Origin of the sequence: Chryseobacterium taklimakanense (genome assembly GCF_900187185.1) — a bacterium.
Classification (GTDB): domain Bacteria; phylum Bacteroidota; class Bacteroidia; order Flavobacteriales; family Weeksellaceae; genus Planobacterium; species Planobacterium taklimakanense.
The window spans coordinates 1,973,009-1,986,383 of the sequence record NZ_LT906465.1 but is presented as its reverse complement, the minus strand read 5'-3'; the positions used below and the strand labels follow the sequence as shown (position 1 = coordinate 1,986,383).

Sequence of the window (13,375 nt, the reverse complement as noted above, 5' to 3'; positions counted from 1 at the left end):
CAAAACTTATATGGTTTGACACTTACCTATATTTAAATGAAATCTTAAAAATAATTAATTTATGAGAAAAATTATTGTAGCAGCATTGGCATTTTCAATGGTTGCAGTAGGCTGTAAAAAGGAAAGCGGGAATACCGGCGTTTTAAAAGCTGACAGCGATACTACAACAACCGTAACTGCAGACAGTAACGGAGCATCAGCACAAACACAAGAACAAACCTACCGCTACGTGGCGGAAGACGGCTCATCGGCGCTTGTTAAATTTACCAGCTCGGGCAAAGACGGAAACTACATCTCCATCACCAGCAATAAAAAAACGATTAAAGTAAAACAAAAGGAAACCACTCCGAACGGCGCGGTGTACGAGGAAAACAGCGTCCTGGTAAAATCTGAGGGCGACAACGTAACCATTGAGCAGGATGGAAATGTGATTGAGCTGACTAAAGCGAGAGGACAGTGATTTATGGGTGAACGGGTGAATTTTAAAAGTGAATGAGTAAATTTTGAAATTCAACGATTTTACATTCATCTAAAATATCTTAAAACAAAAATCCGTTCAGAGCGTTCTGAACGGATTTTTTACTATTTGAAAACTGCGAATATTATTCTTCAGTTTTTTCTTCAGCAGCGTTTGCTGCTGGAGCTTCCGGAGCTTCTGCTACCGGCTCTTCAGCTTTTGCTTCTTCTTTTGCAGGCGTTGCAGCTACAGTTTCTTTCTTAGCAGCAGTAGATCTTCTGCTTCTTCTTGTAGCTTTTTTCTCTTCAGCATTTGGATTGTAAAGCTCGTTGAAATCTACCAGCTCAATCATAGCCATATCTGCAGCATCACCAGGTCTGAAACCAGTTTTGATGATTCTTGTATAACCGCCGTTTCTTTCAGCGATTTTTGGTGCTACAGTTCTGAAAAGTTCAGTTACAGCTTCTTTACTTTGCAGATAAGAGAAAACTGTTCTTCTATTGTGAGTGGTGTCTTCTTTTGCTTTTGTTAAAAGTGGCTCAACATATACTCTCAAAGCTTTCGCTTTAGCTACAGTGGTGTTGATTCTTTTATGCTCAATAAGAGAACAAGCCATATTGGAAAGCATAGCCTTTCTGTGTGGCGCAGTTCTTCCCAGGTGATTTATTTTTTTACCGTGTCTCATTGTTTATTATTTATCAGCATCTAATTTATATTTCGCAACGTCGAAACCGAAGTTCAGACCTTTTGAATGCACTAATTCTTCTAATTCTGTTAAAGATTTCTTACCGAAATTTCTGAACTTCATCAAGTCAGACTTGCTGTAAGAAACCAGTTCGCCAAGAGTTTCCACTTCAGCAGCCTTCAAACAGTTCAGGGCTCTTACGGAAAGGTCCATATCTGCAAGTTTAGACTTCAGAAGCTGTCTTGTGTGTAAAGTTTCCTCATCGTACTGAATGGATGCCTTTACGGCTTCTGTCTCCAGAGTGATTCTTTCGTCAGAGAAAAGCATGAAATGATAGATCAAAATCTTTGAAGCCTCAGTAAGAGCGTTCTGTGGAGTGATTGACCCGTCAGTTTCGATATCCAGTATTAATTTCTCGTAGTCTGTTTTTTGCTCTACACGGTAGTTTTCAATAGAATACTGTACTTTTTTGATCGGCGTAAAGATGGAATCAATGGCAATGGTTCCAAGTGGAGCATTGTTTGATTTGTTCTGTTCGGAAGGAACATAACCTCTACCTTTCTCAATATTGAAAGTAATCTCGAAGTTTACGTCTTTGGTGATATTGGCAATTACAAGGTCGCCGTTCAACACCTCGAAACCGTTCATAGATTTCCCAAGGTCAGCAGCAGTTACCTGATTTTGCCCTGAAACTTTAGCAACAACCTGTTCGTTGGCCTGGTTTTCAGATTTAGCTTTAAGACGAAGTTGTTTCAAGTTCAGGATGATCTCGGTTACATCTTCGATCACGCCCGGAATTGTAGAAAACTCGTGCTCTACACCTTCAATTTTGATAGATGAAATAGCATATCCTTCAAGAGAAGAAAGTAGTACTCTTCTCAAAGCATTACCGATAGTAAGCCCAAAACCTGGCTCTAATGGTCTGAATTCGAACTGACCTTTAAAATCATCAGAATTTAAAAGAATTACTTTATCGGGTTTTATGAATTGTAAAATTGCCATATTGTGGGTTGAGCAAAAAATTGGTTTATTATTTATTGTATAACTCTACGATGAATTGTTCCTTGATGTCTTCAGGGATCTGAATTCGTTCAGGAACCGCTACAAATGTACACTCCTTCTTCTCGTCGTTATACTGCAGCCATTCGTAGGTTGATTTTGAAGCTAATGAATCAGCAATAACTTCAAGAGATTTTGATTTCTCTCTGATCGCGATTACGTCACCAGCTTTCAGTAAATAAGATGGGATATTTACCAGTTCCCCGTTCACAGTGATATGTCTGTGAGAAACCAATTGTCTTGCACCAGCTCTTGTTTTAGCAAAACCCGCTCTGTATACGACATTGTCAAGTCTTGATTCGCAAAGCTGCAATAGGATTTCACCGGTTACGCCAGAAGCTCTGGAAGCTTTTTCGTATAGGTTAGCAAACTGTCTTTCCAGGATACCGTAGGTATATTTAGCTTTTTGCTTTTCAGCAAGCTGGTTTGCGTACTCTGATTTTTTAGCACCTCTTCTTTTGTTCGGCCCGTGCTGTCCCGGTGGTTGGTTTTTTCTTCTCTCGAAGTTCTTGTCGTCTCCGTAGATTGCCGCACCAAATTTACGTGCAATCTTTGTTTTAGGTCCAATATATCTTGCCATAATTTTCTAAGGATTATAGATTATAGATTCTAGATTTTAGATTTTACAATAATAAACCGATGATTTAAAATTTAAAATTTAAAATTTAAAATTCTAATTTATTATACTCTTCTTCTTTTTGGTGGTCTACATCCGTTGTGCGGCATTGGAGTCACGTCAACGATTTCACTAACTTCGATTCCTGAGTTGTGGATGGATCTGATGGCAGATTCTCTACCCTGGCCAGGTCCTTTTACAAACACCTTTACTCTTCTAAGGCCCGCTTCGTGAGCTACAGCAGAGCAATTTTCCGCAGCCATCTGTGCTGCGAATGGAGTATTCTTTTTAGATCCTCTGAATCCCATTTTACCGGCAGATGACCAAGAGATAACTTCTCCGTTTTTATTTGTCAAAGAAATAATAATATTGTTGAAAGACGCCTGGATGTGTGCTTCACCAATCGCTTCCACTTTTACTTTTCTTTTTTTAACTACTTTAGTTTGTTTTGCCATTATTTAATAATTCTAAAGATTATTTACTTGCTTTCTTTTTATTAGCAACAGTTTTTCTTCTTCCTTTACGGGTTCTAGAATTGTTTTTAGTTCTTTGGCCTCTTAAAGGTAATCCCAGTCTGTGACGTATTCCTCGTTGGCATCCTATGTCCATCAGACGTTTGATGTTCAATTGAACCTCTGAACGCAATTCACCTTCAACTTTGATGTTTTCAGTGATGTAGTTTCTGATAGCAGCCAATTCATCGTCATTCCATTCGTTGACTTTCTTGTCTTCGCTGATACCGGCAGCTTTCAGGATTTGGGAAGCTGTGCTTCTTCCAACTCCGTAGATGTAAGTTAAACCGATAACGCCTCTTTTGTTTTTTGGTAAATCAATACCTGAAATTCTCGCCATAATTTAATTTTAGCCTTGTCTTTGTTTAAATTTTGGGTTTTTCTTGTTGATTACAAAGAGAACGCCTTTACGACGAACGATTTTGCAATCAGCACTTCTTTTTTTAATAGATGCTCTAACTTTCATTTGTTTTGGTTTTAGCAATCGGCATTAGGCCTTTTGCATTATAATTAAAAGTGTTCTTTTAAATTGAATTAGTATCTAAAAGTGATTCTCCCTTTGGTTAAATCATAGGGAGACATTTCAAGCCTTACTTTATCTCCTGGTAAGAGCTTAATGTAATGCATTCTCATTTTACCTGAAATATGGGCGATCAGTACGTGCCCGTTTTCCAGTTCTACACGGAACATGGCGTTTGAAAGTGCTTCCACGATCACGCCATCCTGTTCAATATGTTTCTGTTTAGCCATTTAAATCCTTAAAAGTTTGATGTTCTAGATAATTTAGACTGCATCAATCCATCATAATGATGATTCAGAAGATAAGTATTGATCTGCTGTACGGTATCAAGAATTACGCCCACCATAATCAACAGTGAGGTACCCCCGAAAAACAGCGCAAACCTATCAGTCTGAACCAGAGTTCCGTATACAAGTGCCGGAAGGACTGCAAAGATAGCTAAAAATATTGAACCCGGCAAAGTTATTTTAGACAGTATATCATCCAGATAATCAGCCGTTTCCTTACCTGGTCTTACTTTCGGGATCAAACCGCCGTTCCTTTTCAGGTCGTCTGCCATCTGATTTACCGGAATTGTAATTGCAGTATAGAAGAATGTAAATACAATAATCAATATCGCAAACAGCACATTGTACTGCCAGCTGAATACATTCTTGAAACCTGCCAAAAATGTATTGGACTCATCTACTTTCGTCAATAGACCTGGTACGAACATCAGTGCCTGCGCGAAGATAATCGGCATAACACCTGCAGCATTCACCTTCAGCGGGATCCACTGTCTTGCACCCTGCATAAGGTTTCTGTTTACACCACCTCTTGCCTGTGCTCTGCTCACGTACTGAATCGGGATTTTTCGCACCGCGACAGAAAGCAGTATACCCAACAATACCACAAGCATCCAGAATAAAACTTCAACCAAAACCATGATGGTTCCCGCGCCGCCTTTACCTGTTTGCGTAGTAACTTCGTGTACAAAAGCTGTAGGGAGGTCCGCAAGGATACCCACCATAATCAGGATTGAGATACCGTTGCCAATACCTTTATCTGTAATTTTCTCACCCAGCCACATTGCAAATACAGAACCTGCAACCAAGATCACAATACTCGGAAGCCAGAACATAATTGAACTCGGCTCTACATAGTATGCAGACTGAAACTGGCCGTAAGGCAGGAACATCTGGGTGATGGAGGTAAGGTATGAAGGTGCCTGCACCAAACACACCGCGATGGTAAGCCATCTGGTAATCTGGTTCAGGGTATTTCTTCCGCTTTCACCGTCTTTCTGCAGTTTCTGCAGATACGGGATTGCCATACCCATCAGCTGCACGATGATAGAAGCAGAGATGTAAGGCATGATACCCAACGCCATGATCGACGCACGGCTGAAAGCACCACCTGTAAAAGAAGAAAGCAAACCAAGAAGTCCTGCTCCCTGTTTGCTGCCCCCCTGATTTTGGTAAATTTCCAAAAGGTTCCCTACCTCTGCCATGTTGATGGCGGGTAGGGAAATATAAGATGCGAATCTATACACCAGGATAATCCCCAGGGTAAAAAGGATTTTCTCCCTCAATTCCTTAAGACTCCAAATGTTTTTAATTGTTTGTATAAATTCTTTCATTTCGTCAATAAAGATTAAAGAGTAATTGCTTTACCTCCTGCTTTAGAAATAAGTTCCTCTGCAGATTTCGTGAATTTATCAGCAGTGATTGAAACACCAGATTTCAATTCGCCTCTACCCATAATTTTCACGATATCGTTTTTAGATGCCAAACCGTTTTCTACCAAAACTTCTTTAGTGATGTCACCTGAAATTCCTTTGGTATCGATTAGGTTTTGGATGGTATCTAAATTGATTCCTCTAAATTCTTTTCTGTTGATGTTGTTGAAACCGAATTTAGGCAATCTTCTTTGTAAAGGCATCTGTCCACCCTCGAAACCGATTTTCTGAGAGTAACCGGATCTGGATTTCTGACCTTTGTGCCCTTTTGTGGAAGTACCGCCTTTACCGCTTCCCTGTCCTCTTCCAATTCTCTTGGAATTGTGAGTAGAACCTACAGCTGGCTGTATATTGTTTAACTTCATTTTTTTTAAATTTAATTAGTTTTCCTGAACTTCTACTAAGTGTCTTACTGCTGCTACCATTCCCAACACAGCGGGAGTAGCTTCGTGCTCTACTACTTGGTGCAATTTCTTTAAACCTAAAGCTTCAAGAGTTTTCTTCTGGGTTTTAGTTCTCCCAATAGCACTTCTTACCTGTTTTACTTTAATTGTTGCCATTTGTCCTGAAACTTATTTTAGTGTTTAAAAACTTTGTCTAGTGATACACCTCTCATTCTTGCAATTTCCTCAGGAGTTCTGATATCCAATAACGCTTTGAAAGTAGCTTTCACCATGTTATGTGGGTTTGAAGATCCTTTAGATTTTGTAAGAATATCTTTGATACCTGCAGATTCTACAACGATACGTACGGTGTTACCTGCGATAACTCCGGTACCGTGAGATGCTGGTCTCATGAATACATCAGCACCACCAAATCTTGCAGAAGTTTCGTGGTAAATAGTTCCGTCTTTAGTAATTGGAACTCTAACTAAATTTTTCTTTGCATCTTCTACCGCCTTGGAGATAGCAGTTGCAACTTCTTTAGATTTACCAAGTCCGTAACCGATCACGCCAGCCTCGTCACCAACCACTACGATTGCTGAAAATCCGAAAGCACGGCCCCCTTTGGTTACTTTGGTTACTCTGTTTACAGCTACGAGACGATCTTTAAGTTCTAATCCTCCCGGTTTTACTTTTTCGATATTATCTAGTCCTAACATATATTTTTAATTTTAGATTATAAATTTTAGATTTTAGATTAATTCTTCTTCTTCAATTTATAATGTCGTTAATCATTTATAATTTAAAATCTATAATTTAAAATTTCAAACCGCCTTCTCTCGCACCGTCAGCAAGAGCTTTTACTCTGCCGTGGTATACGAAACCGTTTCTGTCGAACACTACATTTTCAATACCTGCAGCTTTAGCTTTTTCAGCGATTGCCTTACCCACTTCAACAGAGATATCCACTTTACTTCCTGTTGCATTCAAAGCTCTTGAAGAAGCTGATGCAAGGGTTTTACCTTCTTTATCGTCGATCAACTGTGCGTAAATTTCCTTATTACTCTTATAGACAGATAATCTTGGCAATTCAGCAGAGCCGGAGATTTTCCCTCTAACTCTTCTTTTGATTCTGTTTCTTTTTTCTAATTTATTCAGTGCCATTTTCTTAAAATTTATTAAGCAGATTTACCAGCTTTACGTCTCACATTTTCACCAACGAATCTCACACCTTTACCTTTGTATGGTTCTGGTTTTCTGAATGATCTGATTTTCGCAGTCACCATTCCAAGAAGTTGCTTGTCGTGTGAAGACAGAGTAATAATTGGGTTTTTACCTTTTTCAGTCAATGTATCTACTTTTACTTCAGCTGGAAGTTCCAGTAAGATACCGTGGGAGAAACCTAGAGCCAACTCAAGTTTCTGTCCTGAGTGTGATGCTCTGTAACCTACCCCTACAAGTTCAAGCTTGTTTTCGAAGCCTTCGGATGTACCAACAACCATGTTGTTGATCAGCGCTCTGTACAATCCGTGAAGCGCTTTATGCTGCTTAGAGTCAGAGGGACGGTTTACTGTAAGTTCGCCATCTTTCTGCTCCAGCGTAATTCCTTCAGTAAGGGTTTGGGTAAGTTCACCCTTTGGTCCTTTTACAGTTACTACCCCGTTGTTTTCGGTAATGGTAACTCCTGCCGGAACTGTTATAATTGCTTTACCAATTCTTGACATTTTCCTTATTTTAAAAAATTAATAAACATAGCAGATTACTTCACCGCCAACATTTTCATTTTTCGCCTGCTTACCTGTCATCACACCTTTGGATGTAGAGATAATAGCGATACCTAAACCGTTCAGTACTCTTGGGAGTTCTGCAGAACCTGCGTAGTATCTCAAACCAGGTCTTGAAGCTCTCTGGATTGATTTGATGGCAGGCTTACCGGTTAGTTTGTCATACTTCAAAGCGATTTTGATGTTCCCTTGCACAGCGTTGTCTTCAAACTTATAGTTTGTAATGTAACCCTGGTCAAATAGAATTTTCGTAATCTCCTTTTTGATTTTCGATGCAGGAATTTCCACCACTTTGTGGCCTGCGCTTTGTGCGTTCCTTACTCTTGTCAGGAAATCTGAAATTGGATCTGTTACCATTTTTCTTTTTTGTTGTTATTGGTTGATGACAGATAGTTTTGAGAGCCGGGATCCGAGACACGAGAATCAAGACGAAAATCTTGGCTCTCGGTTCTGGATTCTTTTATCTTCAACTTTTCTGTCCAGATTAGTTAATAATTATTACCAACTTGCTTTTTTAACTCCAGGGATAAGGCCTGCGTTTGCCATTTCACGGAACGTTACTCTGGAAATACCGAAGGTTCTCATATATCCTCTTGGTCTTCCTGTAAGCTTGCATCTGTTGTGCAGTCTTACAGGTGAAGCGTTTTTAGGCAGCTTTTGCAGGGCTTCGTAATCTCCGGCTTCTTTCAAAGCTTTTCTTTTCTCTGCGTATTTAGCAACCATTGCTTCTCTTTTGCGCTCACGCGCTTTCATTGATTCTTTAGCCATTCTTAATTCTTTTTAAATGGTAAACCGAAGTGAGTTAATAATGCTTTAGCTTCTTTATCAGTTTTAGCTGAAGTTACGAAAGTGATATCCATACCCTGGATTTTCTTCACTTTGTCGATCACGATTTCAGGGAAAATAATTTGCTCGGTAATACCAAGGTTGTAGTTTCCTCTACCATCGAATCCTTCTGCCTTGATCCCAGAGAAATCTCTGATTCGCGGAAGTGCTGATGAAGTAAGCCTGTCTAAGAACTCATACATTCTGTCTGCTCTTAGGGTTACTCTGGCGCCTACCGGCATACCTTTTCTAAGTTTGAAGGCTGCTTCGTCTTTTTTAGATAAAGTACCTACTGCTTTCTGGCCGGTAATTGCTGTTAATTCTTCCACTGCGTAGTCTACAATTTTCTTGTCGGCTGTAGCAGCTCCCAAACCTTGAGACACAACGATTTTCTCTAATTTAGGTACCTGCATTACAGATTTGTACCCAAATTCTTCCATCATTGCAGGAACAATTTTCTCTTTGTATATTTTTTTAGGTCTTGCTATAAATTCCATTGTCTTTTACAATTAAAGGTTTTTACCGGTTGTTTTAGCAACTCTTACTTTTTTGTCACCTTCCATCTTGTAACCTACTTTTGTAGCTTTACCTTCTGCATCCATAAGGGACACGTTGGAAATATGGATAGAAGCCTCTTTTTCTACGATACCACCCTGTGGGTTTGAGGCTGAAGGCTTCACGTGTTTTTTCACTACGTTTACACCTGCAACGATTACTCTAGGGTCTTTTCCTTCTTTTTTGATTACTTCAAGAACTTCGCCTTTGGTACCTTTATTTTTTCCGGTAGTAACGATTACGTTATCTCCTCTTTTAATTTTAACTTTTGTCATTGTCTTAAAATTTTTAAAAATTAAAGTACTTCCGGAGCCAATGAAATTACTTTCATATATTCCTTGTCTCTCAATTCTCTTGCAACCGGTCCGAATACACGGGTACCTCTCATTTCGCCTGCTGCATTAAGAAGAACGCAAGCATTGTCGTCGAACTTGATGTATGAACCATCTTTTCTTCTTACTGCTTTTTTAGTTCTTACTACTACGGCTTTGGATACCTGTCCTTTCTTTGCGTTTCCTGATGGTGTAGAATCCTTGATAGTCACTACGATTTTATCACCAACTGAAGCATATCTTCTTCTGGTACCTCCCAGAACTCTGATTACCAATACTTCTTTAGCACCAGTATTATCAGCAACTTTTAATCTTGATTCGGTCTGTAACATTACTTAGCTTTTTCAATGATTCTTACTAATCTCCATCTCTTATTTTTGCTCAAAGGTCTGGTTTCCTGGATCAGGACTGTATCGCCTTCGCTGCACTCGTTGTTCTCATCGTGTGCGGTATATTTTTTCGTCTTCAATACGAATTTACCGTACATCGGGTGTTTCATTCTCATTGTTTCACTAACAACAATAGTTTTTTCCATTTTGTTGCTGGAAACAACTCCGATTCTTTCTTTTCTTAAATTTCTTTCCATTGTAAATGAAATTATTGTTTGTTAGTTAACTCTGTATTTAGTCTTGCGATTGTCTTCCTCAAATCTCTGATCTGAATTGGGTTTTCTACAGGGCTGATCTTGTGGGCTAATTTCAGTTTCGTGTATTCAGCCTTCAGTTCAGCAAGTTTGTTCTGTAGATCGCCTGCGCTTAAATTTTTGATGTCTGCGTTTTTCATTGTATCAAAGATTATTCAGGTTTTACAAAATCGTTAGCCACTACAAATTTGGTCACTACCGGTAATTTCTGTGCAGCAAGCCTTAGAGCTTCTTTTGCTACTTCGTAAGGCACTCCGCCTACTTCGAACATAATTTTACCTGGTTTTACTACAGCTACCCAGTATTCCACGGCACCTTTACCTTTACCCATCCTTACTTCGGCTGGTTTTTTGGTAATTGGCTTATCCGGGAAGATTTTGATCCACAGCTGACCTTCTCTTTTCATATATCTCGTAGCGGCGATACGTGCAGCTTCGATCTGTCTTGCGGTGATCCACGCTCCGTCAATTGCTTTGATGCCGAAAGTTCCATACGCAAGTTGTGCTCCCCTCTGCGCATTTCCTTTCATCTTCATCTTGTGAACACGACGGAATTTGGTTCTTTTTGGTTGTAACATAATCTTTTAGATGTTAGATGTTAGATGTTAGATGTTAGATAATTTTAAATCAGTTCTTGTAACGGAAGTTCTAATTTCTAATTTCTCGTTTCTAACTTCTGATTAATTATTGTTATTGTTTCTTCTTGGTCTTCTTTCGCCTCTTTCAGCTCTCTCTCCTCTCTCGCTTCTTCCGCCCTGAGATTTTTTCTGCTGCTGGCCTACAAGTGGTGTAAGTTCTCTTTTACCGTAAACTTCACCTTTCATAATCCAAACTTTCACACCAAGTTTACCATACTGTGTTAAAGCTTCACCGATGTGGTAATCGATATCTGCTCTGAAGGTGGACAATGGAATTCTTCCTTCTTTGAAAGATTCGCTTCTTGCCATCTCTGCCCCGTTCAAACGTCCGGATACCATTACTTTGATACCTTCAGCGCCCATTCTCATTGTAGAAGCCATTGCCATCTTTACAGCTCTTCTGTAAGAGATTCTGTTTTCAATCTGTTTTGCAATGCTGTCTGCTACTAAAACTGCATCAAGCTCAGGTCTCTTGATTTCGAAAATGTTGATCTGAACATCCTTACCGGTAAGTTTCTTCAACTCTTCTTTTAATTTATCAACTTCCTGTCCGCCTTTACCGATGATCAGTCCCGGTCTTGCAGTAGTGATGGTTACGGTTACTAACTTCAGAGTTCTTTCGATAAAAATTCTGGAAACTCCGCCTTTAGATAATCTAGCTTCAAGGTATCTTCTGATTTTGTAGTCTTCCGCGATTCTGTCTCCATAATCGTTTCCGCCAAACCAGTTAGAATCCCATCCTCTGATGATACCTAATCTGTTACCAATTGGATTTGTCTTCTGTCCCATACCTTGAATTAATTTTCTTTATTACCTAGGATTAGTGTAACGTGGTTTGACCTTTTTCTGATTCTGTAACCTCTACCCTGTGGTGCTGGTCTCAGTCTCTTCAATTGTCTTGCACTGTCTACATATATTTCTTTTACGATAAGGTTTGCTTCTTCGATATCCGCACCTTCGTTTTTCGCCTGCCAGTTTGCCATAGCGGAAAGAAGGAGCTTCTCTAATTTGTTTGAAGCTTCTTTCTTAGAATATTTAAGAATGTAAAGCGCCTTATCTACGTTTTCTCCTCTGATGATGTCAGCAACAAGCCTCATTTTTCTAGGAGAAGAAGGGCAGTCGTTCAGACGGGCTTTTACCACGTCTCTGTTTGCTTCTTTTCTGGCGATTGCGCTATCCTGTTTTCTTGATCCCATAATGATTATCTGCTTCCTTTATTTTTGTTACCACCGTGACCTCTGAAAGATCTTGTCGGAGAAAATTCGCCTAACTTGTGACCTACCATGTTTTCTGTAACGTATACAGGGATAAAAGATTTCCCGTTGTGTACTGCGATGGTTTGTCCTACGAAGTCCGGAGAGATCATTGATGCTCTGGACCAAGTTTTAATTACTGTCTTTTTACCAGACTCTACATTTGCCTGAACCTTCTTATCTAAAGTATGATGAATGAATGGTCCTTTTTTAAGTGATCTTGCCATAATTATTTTCTTTTAGATACGATGTAACGGTTAGACACTTTATTTTTCTTTCTGGTTTTGTAACCTTTAGCCGGTTTACCGTTTCTAGATCTTGGGTGACCTCCTGATGAACGGCCTTCACCACCACCCATTGGGTGATCAACCGGGTTCATTACTACCGCTCTTGTTCTCGGCCTTCTGCCCAACCATCTGCTTCTACCTGCTTTACCTGAAACAGTAAGCTGGTGGTCTGAGTTGGATACAGAACCAATCATAGCGATACATTCCGTAAGGATCATTCTGGATTCACCTGAAGGTAATTTCACGATTGCGTATTTACCGTCTCTTGAAGTCAACTGAGCTGAAGAACCTGCAGATCTTGCCAAAATGGCACCTTGTCCAGGCTTCATTTCGATACAAGAGATTACAGTACCCAACGGAATGTTTTTCAGTTTCATTGCGTTACCTACGTTTGGTTCAGCAGTTTCAGAAGAGATTACTTTCTGGTCTACTTTGATACCGTTTGGAGCGATGATGTATCTCTTCTCTCCATCCGCATATTCTAATAGAGCGATGAAAGCAGTTCTGTTTGGATCGTACTCTACAGTTTTTACCGTAGCTTCAACATCGAATTTGTTTCTCTTGAAGTCGATAATTCTGTATTTCTTTTTGTGTCCACCTCCGGTGTAACGCATGGTCATTTTACCAGTTTGGTTACGTCCACCTGACTTTTTAATACCAACCGTGAGGGATTTCTCCGGCTTGTTGGTAGTAATTTCCTCAAAGTTGTTTACAACTCTGAATCTCTGTCCCGGGGTGATAGGTTTTAATTTTCTAACAGACATTACTATTGTTTATATTATTATTTGTTCAAAGTTCAATATTCAACGTTTCAAGTTGAATTATACTGAAAAGATGTCGATTACTTCTCCTTCTGCAAGGGTAATCACTGCTTTTTTCAGTTTGTTGGTCTTACCAACCTGAAGTCCTTTTTTAGTATACTTCGCAGAAACCTTAGGCGCATAAATCATGGTTCTAACGTCTGCTACTTTAACACCGTAAGCTTCTTCTACCGCGTTCTTGATCTGGATTTTATTCGCTTTGGTATCTACCAAGAAAGAATAAGCACCGCGGAGATCCGTAAGGTAGTTGGCTTTTTCTGAAATTACTGGTTTAATAATAACTGACATG

Annotated in this window: 27 protein-coding genes; 1 reads left to right on the top strand and 26 read right to left on the bottom strand. The window is 39.5% G+C overall.

The genetic code is table 11. From position 1 onward, the window contains the following. Nucleotides 1-61 precede the first annotated feature (61 nt). Nucleotides 62-460: a hypothetical protein gene (locus CKV81_RS09500; protein WP_095072768.1), complete on the top strand. Its 399-nt coding sequence runs from the start codon at nucleotides 62-64 to the stop codon at nucleotides 458-460. A gap of 142 nt (nucleotides 461-602) precedes the next feature. On the opposite strand, the gene rplQ is transcribed toward CKV81_RS09500, so the two are convergent. From rplQ to rplW, 26 genes are all read right to left on the bottom strand, one after another. Beyond that, entirely contained in the window at nucleotides 603-1,142 is a 540-nt protein-coding gene (gene rplQ / locus CKV81_RS09495) for a 50S ribosomal protein L17 (RefSeq protein WP_095072766.1), read from the bottom strand. A gap of 6 nt (nucleotides 1,143-1,148) precedes the next feature. Then, complete coding sequence (locus CKV81_RS09490) at nucleotides 1,149-2,144, bottom strand: DNA-directed RNA polymerase subunit alpha (RefSeq protein ID WP_095072764.1); 996 nt, start codon at nucleotides 2,142-2,144, stop codon at nucleotides 1,149-1,151. 28 nt (nucleotides 2,145-2,172) lie between these two features. Next, complete coding sequence (gene rpsD / locus CKV81_RS09485; protein ID WP_095072762.1) at nucleotides 2,173-2,781, bottom strand: 30S ribosomal protein S4; 609 nt, start codon at nucleotides 2,779-2,781, stop codon at nucleotides 2,173-2,175. A gap of 101 nt (nucleotides 2,782-2,882) precedes the next feature. Then, a complete protein-coding gene (gene rpsK, locus CKV81_RS09480) occupies nucleotides 2,883-3,272 on the bottom strand; it encodes a 30S ribosomal protein S11 (RefSeq protein ID WP_095072760.1) in 390 nt (129 codons plus the stop codon). Nucleotides 3,273-3,291: 19 nt separating this feature from the next. Continuing rightward, a complete protein-coding gene (gene rpsM / locus CKV81_RS09475) occupies nucleotides 3,292-3,669 on the bottom strand; it encodes a 30S ribosomal protein S13 (protein ID WP_095072758.1) in 378 nt (125 codons plus the stop codon). A 9-nt stretch (nucleotides 3,670-3,678) separates the two neighbouring features. Next, on the bottom strand, nucleotides 3,679-3,795 hold the full coding sequence (gene rpmJ, locus CKV81_RS09470; protein ID WP_007839480.1) for a 50S ribosomal protein L36: 117 nt from the start codon (nucleotides 3,793-3,795) through the stop codon (nucleotides 3,679-3,681). A gap of 68 nt (nucleotides 3,796-3,863) precedes the next feature. After that, nucleotides 3,864-4,079: a translation initiation factor IF-1 gene (infA, locus tag CKV81_RS09465; protein WP_095072756.1), complete on the bottom strand. Its 216-nt coding sequence runs from the start codon at nucleotides 4,077-4,079 to the stop codon at nucleotides 3,864-3,866. Between the two features lie 8 nt (nucleotides 4,080-4,087). Then, nucleotides 4,088-5,467, bottom strand: a complete 1,380-nt coding sequence (gene secY / locus CKV81_RS09460) for a preprotein translocase subunit SecY (protein ID WP_095072754.1) — start codon at nucleotides 5,465-5,467, stop codon at nucleotides 4,088-4,090. Nucleotides 5,468-5,481: 14 nt separating this feature from the next. Further along, entirely contained in the window at nucleotides 5,482-5,931 is a 450-nt protein-coding gene (gene rplO, locus CKV81_RS09455; RefSeq protein ID WP_095072753.1) for a 50S ribosomal protein L15, read from the bottom strand. Nucleotides 5,932-5,946: 15 nt separating this feature from the next. Further along, nucleotides 5,947-6,126 carry a 50S ribosomal protein L30 gene (rpmD, locus tag CKV81_RS09450; protein ID WP_095072752.1) on the bottom strand — a complete coding sequence of 60 codons (180 nt, stop codon included), beginning with the start codon at nucleotides 6,124-6,126 and terminating at the stop codon, nucleotides 5,947-5,949. 17 nt (nucleotides 6,127-6,143) lie between these two features. Continuing rightward, nucleotides 6,144-6,668 carry a 30S ribosomal protein S5 gene (gene rpsE, locus CKV81_RS09445; RefSeq protein WP_095072750.1) on the bottom strand — a complete coding sequence of 175 codons (525 nt, stop codon included), beginning with the start codon at nucleotides 6,666-6,668 and terminating at the stop codon, nucleotides 6,144-6,146. Nucleotides 6,669-6,765: 97 nt separating this feature from the next. After that, a complete protein-coding gene (gene rplR / locus CKV81_RS09440; protein WP_095072747.1) occupies nucleotides 6,766-7,113 on the bottom strand; it encodes a 50S ribosomal protein L18 in 348 nt (115 codons plus the stop codon). 14 nt (nucleotides 7,114-7,127) lie between these two features. Continuing rightward, complete coding sequence (gene rplF, locus CKV81_RS09435; protein ID WP_095072745.1) at nucleotides 7,128-7,673, bottom strand: 50S ribosomal protein L6; 546 nt, start codon at nucleotides 7,671-7,673, stop codon at nucleotides 7,128-7,130. Between the two features lie 18 nt (nucleotides 7,674-7,691). Further along, the gene (gene rpsH / locus CKV81_RS09430) at nucleotides 7,692-8,090 is read right to left on the bottom strand and encodes a 30S ribosomal protein S8 (protein ID WP_095072743.1); all 399 of its coding nucleotides are present in this window, start codon (nucleotides 8,088-8,090) and stop codon (nucleotides 7,692-7,694) included. Between the two features lie 141 nt (nucleotides 8,091-8,231). Further along, on the bottom strand, nucleotides 8,232-8,501 hold the full coding sequence (gene rpsN / locus CKV81_RS09425; protein WP_095072741.1) for a 30S ribosomal protein S14: 270 nt from the start codon (nucleotides 8,499-8,501) through the stop codon (nucleotides 8,232-8,234). 2 nt (nucleotides 8,502-8,503) lie between these two features. Continuing rightward, a complete protein-coding gene (gene rplE / locus CKV81_RS09420; protein WP_095072739.1) occupies nucleotides 8,504-9,055 on the bottom strand; it encodes a 50S ribosomal protein L5 in 552 nt (183 codons plus the stop codon). 12 nt (nucleotides 9,056-9,067) lie between these two features. Beyond that, on the bottom strand, nucleotides 9,068-9,388 hold the full coding sequence (rplX, locus tag CKV81_RS09415) for a 50S ribosomal protein L24 (protein WP_095072737.1): 321 nt from the start codon (nucleotides 9,386-9,388) through the stop codon (nucleotides 9,068-9,070). Nucleotides 9,389-9,408: 20 nt separating this feature from the next. Continuing rightward, on the bottom strand, nucleotides 9,409-9,777 hold the full coding sequence (rplN, locus tag CKV81_RS09410; RefSeq protein WP_002661337.1) for a 50S ribosomal protein L14: 369 nt from the start codon (nucleotides 9,775-9,777) through the stop codon (nucleotides 9,409-9,411). Next, nucleotides 9,777-10,031, bottom strand: coding sequence for a 30S ribosomal protein S17 (gene rpsQ / locus CKV81_RS09405; protein WP_095072735.1), 255 nt, complete (start codon nucleotides 10,029-10,031; stop codon nucleotides 9,777-9,779). Before rpsQ ends, rplN begins: the two co-directional genes overlap by 1 nt. Nucleotides 10,032-10,042: 11 nt before the next feature. After that, complete coding sequence (gene rpmC / locus CKV81_RS09400; protein ID WP_095072733.1) at nucleotides 10,043-10,228, bottom strand: 50S ribosomal protein L29; 186 nt, start codon at nucleotides 10,226-10,228, stop codon at nucleotides 10,043-10,045. An 11-nt stretch (nucleotides 10,229-10,239) separates the two neighbouring features. Continuing rightward, nucleotides 10,240-10,665: a 50S ribosomal protein L16 gene (rplP, locus tag CKV81_RS09395; RefSeq protein WP_095072732.1), complete on the bottom strand. Its 426-nt coding sequence runs from the start codon at nucleotides 10,663-10,665 to the stop codon at nucleotides 10,240-10,242. 102 nt (nucleotides 10,666-10,767) lie between these two features. Further along, nucleotides 10,768-11,514 carry a 30S ribosomal protein S3 gene (rpsC, locus tag CKV81_RS09390; protein ID WP_095072728.1) on the bottom strand — a complete coding sequence of 249 codons (747 nt, stop codon included), beginning with the start codon at nucleotides 11,512-11,514 and terminating at the stop codon, nucleotides 10,768-10,770. Between the two features lie 8 nt (nucleotides 11,515-11,522). Beyond that, the gene (gene rplV / locus CKV81_RS09385; RefSeq protein WP_095072725.1) at nucleotides 11,523-11,921 is read right to left on the bottom strand and encodes a 50S ribosomal protein L22; all 399 of its coding nucleotides are present in this window, start codon (nucleotides 11,919-11,921) and stop codon (nucleotides 11,523-11,525) included. A gap of 5 nt (nucleotides 11,922-11,926) precedes the next feature. After that, the gene (gene rpsS / locus CKV81_RS09380; protein WP_055861765.1) at nucleotides 11,927-12,205 is read right to left on the bottom strand and encodes a 30S ribosomal protein S19; all 279 of its coding nucleotides are present in this window, start codon (nucleotides 12,203-12,205) and stop codon (nucleotides 11,927-11,929) included. 2 nt (nucleotides 12,206-12,207) lie between these two features. Next, entirely contained in the window at nucleotides 12,208-13,029 is an 822-nt protein-coding gene (rplB, locus tag CKV81_RS09375) for a 50S ribosomal protein L2 (protein ID WP_095072722.1), read from the bottom strand. 57 nt (nucleotides 13,030-13,086) lie between these two features. Further along, entirely contained in the window at nucleotides 13,087-13,374 is a 288-nt protein-coding gene (rplW, locus tag CKV81_RS09370) for a 50S ribosomal protein L23 (protein ID WP_095072718.1), read from the bottom strand. Nucleotide 13,375: the final 1 nt, after the last annotated feature.

Excerpts from the sequence above, each read along its gene's own strand:
- CKV81_RS09500 (WP_095072768.1), top strand. The coding sequence starts at position 62 with ATGAGAAAAATTATTGTAGCAGCATTGGCATTTTCAATGGTTGCAGTA.
- rplQ (WP_095072766.1), bottom strand. The coding sequence starts at position 1,142 with ATGAGACACGGTAAAAAAATAAATCACCTGGGAAGAACTGCGCCACAC.
- CKV81_RS09490 (WP_095072764.1), bottom strand. The coding sequence starts at position 2,144 with ATGGCAATTTTACAATTCATAAAACCCGATAAAGTAATTCTTTTAAAT.
- rpsD (WP_095072762.1), bottom strand. The coding sequence starts at position 2,781 with ATGGCAAGATATATTGGACCTAAAACAAAGATTGCACGTAAATTTGGT.
- rpsK (WP_095072760.1), bottom strand. The coding sequence starts at position 3,272 with ATGGCAAAACAAACTAAAGTAGTTAAAAAAAGAAAAGTAAAAGTGGAA.
- rpsM (WP_095072758.1), bottom strand. The coding sequence starts at position 3,669 with ATGGCGAGAATTTCAGGTATTGATTTACCAAAAAACAAAAGAGGCGTT.
- rpmJ (WP_007839480.1), bottom strand. The coding sequence starts at position 3,795 with ATGAAAGTTAGAGCATCTATTAAAAAAAGAAGTGCTGATTGCAAAATC.
- infA (WP_095072756.1), bottom strand. The coding sequence starts at position 4,079 with ATGGCTAAACAGAAACATATTGAACAGGATGGCGTGATCGTGGAAGCA.
- secY (WP_095072754.1), bottom strand. The coding sequence starts at position 5,467 with ATGAAAGAATTTATACAAACAATTAAAAACATTTGGAGTCTTAAGGAA.
- rplO (WP_095072753.1), bottom strand. The coding sequence starts at position 5,931 with ATGAAGTTAAACAATATACAGCCAGCTGTAGGTTCTACTCACAATTCC.
- rpmD (WP_095072752.1), bottom strand. The coding sequence starts at position 6,126 with ATGGCAACAATTAAAGTAAAACAGGTAAGAAGTGCTATTGGGAGAACT.
- rpsE (WP_095072750.1), bottom strand. The coding sequence starts at position 6,668 with ATGTTAGGACTAGATAATATCGAAAAAGTAAAACCGGGAGGATTAGAA.
- rplR (WP_095072747.1), bottom strand. The coding sequence starts at position 7,113 with ATGGCACTGAATAAATTAGAAAAAAGAAACAGAATCAAAAGAAGAGTT.
- rplF (WP_095072745.1), bottom strand. The coding sequence starts at position 7,673 with ATGTCAAGAATTGGTAAAGCAATTATAACAGTTCCGGCAGGAGTTACC.
- rpsH (WP_095072743.1), bottom strand. The coding sequence starts at position 8,090 with ATGGTAACAGATCCAATTTCAGATTTCCTGACAAGAGTAAGGAACGCA.
- rpsN (WP_095072741.1), bottom strand. The coding sequence starts at position 8,501 with ATGGCTAAAGAATCAATGAAAGCGCGTGAGCGCAAAAGAGAAGCAATG.
- rplE (WP_095072739.1), bottom strand. The coding sequence starts at position 9,055 with ATGGAATTTATAGCAAGACCTAAAAAAATATACAAAGAGAAAATTGTT.
- rplX (WP_095072737.1), bottom strand. The coding sequence starts at position 9,388 with ATGACAAAAGTTAAAATTAAAAGAGGAGATAACGTAATCGTTACTACC.
- rplN (WP_002661337.1), bottom strand. The coding sequence starts at position 9,777 with ATGTTACAGACCGAATCAAGATTAAAAGTTGCTGATAATACTGGTGCT.
- rpsQ (WP_095072735.1), bottom strand. The coding sequence starts at position 10,031 with ATGGAAAGAAATTTAAGAAAAGAAAGAATCGGAGTTGTTTCCAGCAAC.
- rpmC (WP_095072733.1), bottom strand. The coding sequence starts at position 10,228 with ATGAAAAACGCAGACATCAAAAATTTAAGCGCAGGCGATCTACAGAAC.
- rplP (WP_095072732.1), bottom strand. The coding sequence starts at position 10,665 with ATGTTACAACCAAAAAGAACCAAATTCCGTCGTGTTCACAAGATGAAG.
- rpsC (WP_095072728.1), bottom strand. The coding sequence starts at position 11,514 with ATGGGACAGAAGACAAATCCAATTGGTAACAGATTAGGTATCATCAGA.
- rplV (WP_095072725.1), bottom strand. The coding sequence starts at position 11,921 with ATGGGATCAAGAAAACAGGATAGCGCAATCGCCAGAAAAGAAGCAAAC.
- rpsS (WP_055861765.1), bottom strand. The coding sequence starts at position 12,205 with ATGGCAAGATCACTTAAAAAAGGACCATTCATTCATCATACTTTAGAT.
- rplB (WP_095072722.1), bottom strand. The coding sequence starts at position 13,029 with ATGTCTGTTAGAAAATTAAAACCTATCACCCCGGGACAGAGATTCAGA.
- rplW (WP_095072718.1), bottom strand. The coding sequence starts at position 13,374 with ATGTCAGTTATTATTAAACCAGTAATTTCAGAAAAAGCCAACTACCTT.